Source organism: Mycobacterium sp., from assembly GCF_035314665.1.
In the GTDB taxonomy this organism is placed as follows: Bacteria; Actinomycetota; Actinomycetes; order Mycobacteriales; family Mycobacteriaceae; genus Mycobacterium.
Genome location: NZ_DATFZD010000277.1, coordinates 1 through 6,099, shown reverse-complemented (window position 1 = coordinate 6,099; position 6,099 = coordinate 1). Strand labels below are relative to the sequence as shown.

General features: G+C 63.8%; 8 protein-coding genes. All 8 read left to right on the top strand.

Features of this window, described 5'->3' with window-relative positions; all coding sequences use genetic code 11:
• Nucleotides 1-612 (top strand): amino acid permease (locus tag VKI00_RS19680; protein WP_324440358.1); only part of this gene is annotated, 612 nt, incomplete at its 5' end.
• Nucleotides 613-707: 95 nt separating this feature from the next.
• On the top strand, nucleotides 708-1,931 hold the full coding sequence (locus VKI00_RS19675) for an alkane 1-monooxygenase (RefSeq protein WP_324440356.1): 1,224 nt from the start codon (nucleotides 708-710) through the stop codon (nucleotides 1,929-1,931).
• Nucleotides 1,931-2,104, top strand: coding sequence for a rubredoxin (locus tag VKI00_RS19670; protein ID WP_324440354.1), 174 nt, complete (start codon nucleotides 1,931-1,933; stop codon nucleotides 2,102-2,104). Before VKI00_RS19675 ends, VKI00_RS19670 begins: the two co-directional genes overlap by 1 nt.
• Nucleotides 2,101-2,283, top strand: coding sequence for a rubredoxin (locus VKI00_RS19665; RefSeq protein WP_260744282.1), 183 nt, complete (start codon nucleotides 2,101-2,103; stop codon nucleotides 2,281-2,283). The genes VKI00_RS19670 and VKI00_RS19665 overlap by 4 nt, the downstream gene beginning before the upstream one ends.
• A 14-nt stretch (nucleotides 2,284-2,297) precedes the next feature.
• Nucleotides 2,298-2,942, top strand: a complete 645-nt coding sequence (locus tag VKI00_RS19660) for a TetR/AcrR family transcriptional regulator (protein ID WP_324440351.1) — start codon at nucleotides 2,298-2,300, stop codon at nucleotides 2,940-2,942.
• Nucleotides 2,943-3,024: 82 nt separating this feature from the next.
• On the top strand, nucleotides 3,025-4,497 hold the full coding sequence (ahcY, locus tag VKI00_RS19655; RefSeq protein ID WP_324440349.1) for an adenosylhomocysteinase: 1,473 nt from the start codon (nucleotides 3,025-3,027) through the stop codon (nucleotides 4,495-4,497).
• A gap of 418 nt (nucleotides 4,498-4,915) precedes the next feature.
• On the top strand, nucleotides 4,916-5,590 hold the full coding sequence (locus tag VKI00_RS19650) for a hypothetical protein (RefSeq protein ID WP_324440347.1): 675 nt from the start codon (nucleotides 4,916-4,918) through the stop codon (nucleotides 5,588-5,590).
• Nucleotides 5,591-5,724: 134 nt separating this feature from the next.
• Nucleotides 5,725-6,099: hypothetical protein (locus VKI00_RS19645; protein ID WP_324440345.1), on the top strand; the 375-nt coding region annotated here is incomplete at its 3' end.

Here is a 6,099-nt window from a genome sequence, read left to right as displayed (position 1 = left end):
GTTCCCTACACCGCGCTGAAGACCACCCCTGACGGGCATCACGCGAACCTGGCCAGCGCGTTCGCGATCAACGGCGTGCACTGGGCGTCCGGCATCATCTCCGTCGGCGCGCTGGCCGGGCTGACCACGGTGGTGATGGTGTTGGTGCTCGGCGGATGCCGGGTGCTGTTCGCGATGGCCCGTGACGGGTTGTTGCCCCGGTCGCTGGCCAAGACCGGCTCGCGCGGCACCCCGGTGCGCATCACCGTGCTGGTCGCGTTGCTGGTCGGGGCGACTGCCTCGGCGTTCCCGACGGACAAGCTCGAGGAGATGGTCAACGTCGGAACCTTGTTCGCGTTCCTGCTGGTGTCTGCCGGCGTGATCGTCTTGCGCCGCGCCCGGCCAGATTTACCGCGCGGGTTCCGCGTGCCCCTGGTGCCGGCGCTGCCGATCGCCTCGGTGCTGGCGTGCCTATGGCTGATGGTGAACCTCACCGTGATCACCTGGGTCCGTTTCGGGGTGTGGATGGTTGCCGGAATCGCCATCTACCTGGGCTACGGCCGTCGGTACTCGGTGCTGGCCAGCCGCCAGGCCGCCGTCTCCGAGAAAGACCCGACGCTGGATCCTGCCTAGGCAGTTTACAAAATAGCACGCTGTGTCTAGACAGGAGACGCAAAGCGCAGTATTGTCAAATCTCAAGTGCTCTGACTCACGAGGAGGTTGGCAATATGACCGCGGCGATAGACCCGAACGCAATCGTGTGGCAGGACAAGAAGCGCCATCTGTGGCTGATGGGACTGATCGTCCCGACGCTGCTGCTGACGATCCTGCCGATCGTCTGGGCGATGAACCAATTCGGCTGGCAGACCGTCTCGCAGGTGCTGTTCTGGATCGGCCCGATCCTGCTCTACGTCGTGCTGCCGGCGCTTGACCTGCGGTTTGGGGCCGACGGGCAGAACCCGCCCGACGAGGCGATGGCCTGGCTGGAAAACGACAAGTACTACCGCTACTGCACCTACCTGTTCATCCCATTCCAGTACCTCAGCATGGTTCTCGGCGCGTACCTGTTCACCGCGTCGGACCTGAGCTGGTTGGGCTACGACGGACCGCTGAGCTGGCCGGCCAAGATCGGTCTGGCGCTGTCGGTCGGGACCTTGGGTGGCGTCGGAATCAACACCGCACACGAGATGGGGCACAAGAAGGAGTCGCTGGAGCGCTGGCTGTCCAAGATCACGCTGGCGCAGACCGGCTACGGGCACTTCTACATCGAGCACAACCGCGGCCACCACGTGCGGGTGGCGACACCGGAAGACCCGGCGTCGGCTCGCTTCGGTGAGACGTTCTGGGAGTTCCTGCCCCGCAGCGTCTTCGGCAGTCTGCGCTCGGCCTGGCGGCTGGAGGCGCAGCGGATACGCCGGCAGGGCTCCGGCCCGTGGAACCCGAAGACCTACCTGTCCAACGACGTGCTCAACGCCTGGCTGATGTCGGTGGTGTTGTGGGCCGTGCTGATCGCGGTGTTCGGCCCGGCGCTGATCCCGTTCCTGATCATCCAAGCCGTCTTCGGCTTCAGCCTGCTGGAGGCCGTCAACTACCTCGAGCACTACGGGCTGCTACGGCAGAAGAACGCCAACGGTCGCTACGAGCGCTGCACACCCGAGCACAGCTGGAACTCCGACCACATCGTCACCAACCTGTTCCTGTACCACCTGCAACGGCATAGCGATCACCACGCCAACCCGACGCGGCGCTACCAGACGCTGCGCAGCATGGACGGCGCCCCGAACCTGCCCAGCGGCTACGCTGCGCTGATCGGCGTGACCTACTTCCCGCCGCTGTGGCGCAGGCTGATGGACCACCGGGTGCTAGCGCATTACAGCGGCGACATCAGTCGGGTCAACGTGCAACCACGGCTGCGGCGCAAGGTGCTGGCCCGTTACGGGGCGGTGGCCTGATGGCCGCCTACCGTTGCCCCGGCTGCGACTACCTCTACGACGAAGCCAAAGGCGCTGCACGAGAAGGATTTCCGGCGGGCACTCGCTGGGAGCAGATCCCCGCAGACTGGTCCTGCCCGGACTGCGCGGTACTCGAAAAGATCGATTTCGAAACGATGGAGCTAACGAAATGAGCGACTACAAACTGTTCGTGTGTGTCCAATGCGGCTTTGAGTACGACGAGGCCAAGGGCTGGCCGGAAGACGGCATCGCGCCCGGCACCCGGTGGGACGACATCCCCGAAGATTGGAGCTGCCCGGACTGCGGCGCGGCGAAATCCGACTTCGAGATGGTGGAAGTCGCACGTTCGTGACGCAGAGTGTGGCGATGAGGAGCGTTGCAATAAGCGCTAATGTCGCGCATGTGAGAAGGGTTCCGTACGCCGAGGCGTCACGGGCCCTTCTGCGTGATTCGGTGCTTGATGCGATGCGCGAGCTGCTACTCACCCGTGACTGGTCGGCGATCACGCTGGCCGACGTGGCCCGCGCCGCGGGCATCAGCCGCCAAACCATCTACAACGAATTCGGGTCGCGGCAAGGCCTTGCTCAGGGCTACGCGCTGCGGCTGGCCGATCGACTGGTCAATGCCGTCGACGACGCTATCTACTCCAACGTCGGCGACGTCTACGCGGCCTTCTTGCAGGGCTTTCGGTCTTTCTTCTCGGAGTCAGCCGCCGACCCGCTGGTCATCTCGCTGCTCAGCGGTGTGGCCAAACCCGATCTGCTGCAGATCATCACCACCGACAGCGGGCCGATCATCACCCACTGCTCGGCGCGTCTTACATCGACGTTTCAGGACAGCTGGGTTAAAGCCAGCGACGAGGACGCCGGCATCATGGCGCGCGCGATCGTCCGGTTGTGCATCAGCTACGTGTCGATGCCGCCGGAGGCCGACCACGACGTCGCAGCGGATCTGGCGCGGCTGATGACGCCGGCCGCGGAACGCTACGGTGTGTTCAAGGATCCCGACTGACCCGGCAATGGGGGACCACCGCGTCGGGGACTAATGTATATGCAAGCTAATTAGTTGATGACGAAGGAATGGGCCTACACACATGACGACGACCGAACATTCGTTGAGCGCCGACGTTCGTAACGGCATCGAGTTCAAGGTGGCCGACCTGTCGTTGGCGGATTACGGCCGCCGGGATATCGAGTTGTCCGAACACGAGATGCCGGGTCTGATGTCGCTGCGCCGCGAATACCACGACGTGCAGCCGCTCAAAGGCGCCCGCGTCTCGGGCTCGCTACACATGACCGTGCAGACCGCGGTGCTCATCGAGACTCTCGTGGCGCTGGGCGCCGAAGTTCGGTGGGCGTCGTGCAACATCTTCTCCACTCAGGACCACGCCGCCGCCGCGGTCGTCGTCGGCCCGCACGGCACCGCCGAAGAGCCCAAGGGTGTACCGGTATTCGCTTGGAAGGGTGAGACGCTCGAGGAGTACTGGTGGGCCGCCGAGCAGGCGTTGACCTGGCCGGACGAGCCGGCGAACATGATCCTCGACGACGGTGGTGACGCCACCATGCTGGTGCTGCGCGGTGCGCAGTACGAGAAGGCCGGCGTGGTGCCGCCCGACGAAGAGGACGACTCGGCCGAGCACCGGGTGTTCCTGAGCCTGCTGCGCAAGCGCTTCGAGACCGACAGGGACAAGTGGACCAAGATCTCCGAGTCGATCAAGGGCGTCACTGAGGAGACCACCACCGGCGTCCTGCGGCTCTACCAGTTCGCCGCGGCCGGAGACCTGGCGTTCCCGGCGATCAACGTCAACGACTCGGTCACCAAGTCCAAGTTCGACAACAAGTACGGCTGCCGGCACTCGCTGATCGACGGCATCAACCGCGGCACCGACGTGCTGATCGGCGGCAAGACCGTGCTGGTCTGCGGCTACGGCGACGTCGGGAAGGGCAGTGTCGAGTCGCTGGCCGGTCAGGGCGCCCGGGTGACCGTCACCGAAATCGACCCGATCAACGCGCTGCAGGCGCTGATGGAGGGCTACGACGTCAAGCGGGTCGAGGACGTGATCGGCGAGGCCGACATCATCATCACCACCACCGGCAACAAGGACATCATCACGCTCGAGCACATGAAGGCGATGAAGGAAAAGGCGATCCTGGGCAACATCGGCCACTTCGACAACGAGATCCAGATCTCCCGGCTGGAGAAGTCCGGCGCCACCAAGACCAACATCCGCCCGCAGGTCGACCTCTGGACCTTCCCCGACACCGGCAAGTCGATCATCGTGCTGTCCGAGGGCCGGCTGCTGAACCTGGGCAACGCCACCGGACACCCGTCGTTCGTGATGAGCAACAGCTTCTCCAACCAGGTCATCGCCCAGATCGAGCTGTGGACCAAGAACGACGAATACGACAACGAGGTGTACCGGCTGCCCAAGCACCTCGACGAGAAGGTCGCCCGCGTGCACGTCGCCGCACTCGGCGGCGAGCTGACCAAGCTGACCAAGGAGCAGGCCGAGTACATCGGCGTGGACGTCGACGGACCGTACAAGCCGGACCACTACCGCTACTGAGCTTCTGGCTCTGCAGGGTCCCGTTCCCCGTCTGGGTGTTGATGGTCAGCGGTTTGTGGTCCGTGCAGGGCTGTTCGAGGAATTGAGGGCTGGCGGGGATGGACCGACCGAGCCCGCCGCCCGTACGCGATGGCGGGCGGCTTCGGTACGCTCGCGCTACCGTCCGCGACCCGCCCATCGTGACGCCAGCAAGCTGGTCGGATTAAGTCAATCGCACATCCGGGACGCGCATGTCCCGGGTAGCTCATCGCAGCCACCGTCAGCTCCCTTGCGGGCAAGTTCTTCTGCATCGGGGAATGACGGTGCAAGTGCGCAACTCGTCTGAGATTTCTGGGCCGATGTATCGGCTGGCTGCGATGGGTCGAAGGTAGCCGGTGAAAGCCCGCCTGGCGCGCAAGCCCGATGACAGGATGACACCATGACAATGGCGTCTCGGCCCAGCCTTCGCCGATTGACGACACCCCGTGCGGCCGCACTGGCCGGTGTGTTGTTCGCCCTGCTGTTTGGTGCCGTGCTGATCTTAATCCGAACTAAAATGCCCGAGGGCGTGCAGGGTTCGACTGAGTGGCTGACAAGTCGCCGCAGCGGTATCGCGACCGCAACCGAGCTGATGCCATTTGCCGGCATCAGCTTCCTTTGGTTCATCGGCGTGGTGCGCGACGGCTTGGGGCGTTACGAAGACCGCTTCTTCTCGACTGTCTTCCTGGGTAGCGGTTTGCTGTTTCTGGCGATGATGTTCGTTTCAATGTCGGTGGCCGCCGGTCTGGTGGCGACAAACGCAGGCGTGACGGACCCGGCCGCTCATGCTGAGATGATCGATCTCGGGAAGATGGTTGTGTTGTCGTCGACCAAGACCTATGCGGTCCGGATGGCCGCGGTGTTCATGATGTCGCTCGCGACGATCTGGTTGAGGACGGGCTTGATGCCACGCTGGCTCGTTGGCCTCAGCTATTTTGCTGCAGTCGCCGTGCTTCTCGCAAGCGACCTCAGCATGTGGGTAACGATGACGTTTCCCGGATGGGTGCTGGTGGTTAGCGGCTTGTTGTTGGTCCGCGCTGGGCCGTTCGAGGAACTCAGGGCTGGCGACCATTGACCGACTGGTGCCGGCAGATGAACAGCGACGAAATGATCGTTGGCTAGCCAATTTGTCGTCGGCCAAAGCGGGATCTGGGCGATGCCCGGGGAGTAGTGTTCGCGCACACCGGAGCAAGCGGATGGAGAACGAAGATGCCGGCGAGAAATCACGACTGGACCAAGCCCGCGGCAATGGCCATCCCCAAGGAGGGGTACTTCGAACTCGAGCGGGGCAGGTACGGCCCGATCTATCCGAGAACTCCTGCCTGCTATGGCTTTTCGATCATCGCGAAGGTCAAAGAGGGGCGTGAAGAAGCCGTCCGGGCGTACGGCAAGCAGATCGAGGAAGCGATCGCCGGGAGTCCCGACGTGCTCGCACCGTTGCGGCTGCACTACTTGCGGTGGGTATTGTTCGACGTCGGTTCGGGGCTGCATTTTCAGTACCAGGGCATCTTCGACACCGACTTCGACAAGTACACCGAGGATGCGGTGGCGCTGTTCAGCGCGACCGGGATCACCACGGTGTTC

What these genes read in the sequence shown, in the direction of transcription:
- VKI00_RS19675 (WP_324440356.1), top strand. Translation starts at nt 708, where the DNA reads ATGACCGCGGCGATAGACCCGAACGCAATCGTGTGGCAGGACAAGAAG.
- VKI00_RS19670 (WP_324440354.1), top strand. Translation starts at nt 1,931, where the DNA reads ATGGCCGCCTACCGTTGCCCCGGCTGCGACTACCTCTACGACGAAGCC.
- VKI00_RS19665 (WP_260744282.1), top strand. Translation starts at nt 2,101, where the DNA reads ATGAGCGACTACAAACTGTTCGTGTGTGTCCAATGCGGCTTTGAGTAC.
- VKI00_RS19660 (WP_324440351.1), top strand. Translation starts at nt 2,298, where the DNA reads ATGAGGAGCGTTGCAATAAGCGCTAATGTCGCGCATGTGAGAAGGGTT.
- ahcY (WP_324440349.1), top strand. Translation starts at nt 3,025, where the DNA reads ATGACGACGACCGAACATTCGTTGAGCGCCGACGTTCGTAACGGCATC.
- VKI00_RS19650 (WP_324440347.1), top strand. Translation starts at nt 4,916, where the DNA reads ATGACAATGGCGTCTCGGCCCAGCCTTCGCCGATTGACGACACCCCGT.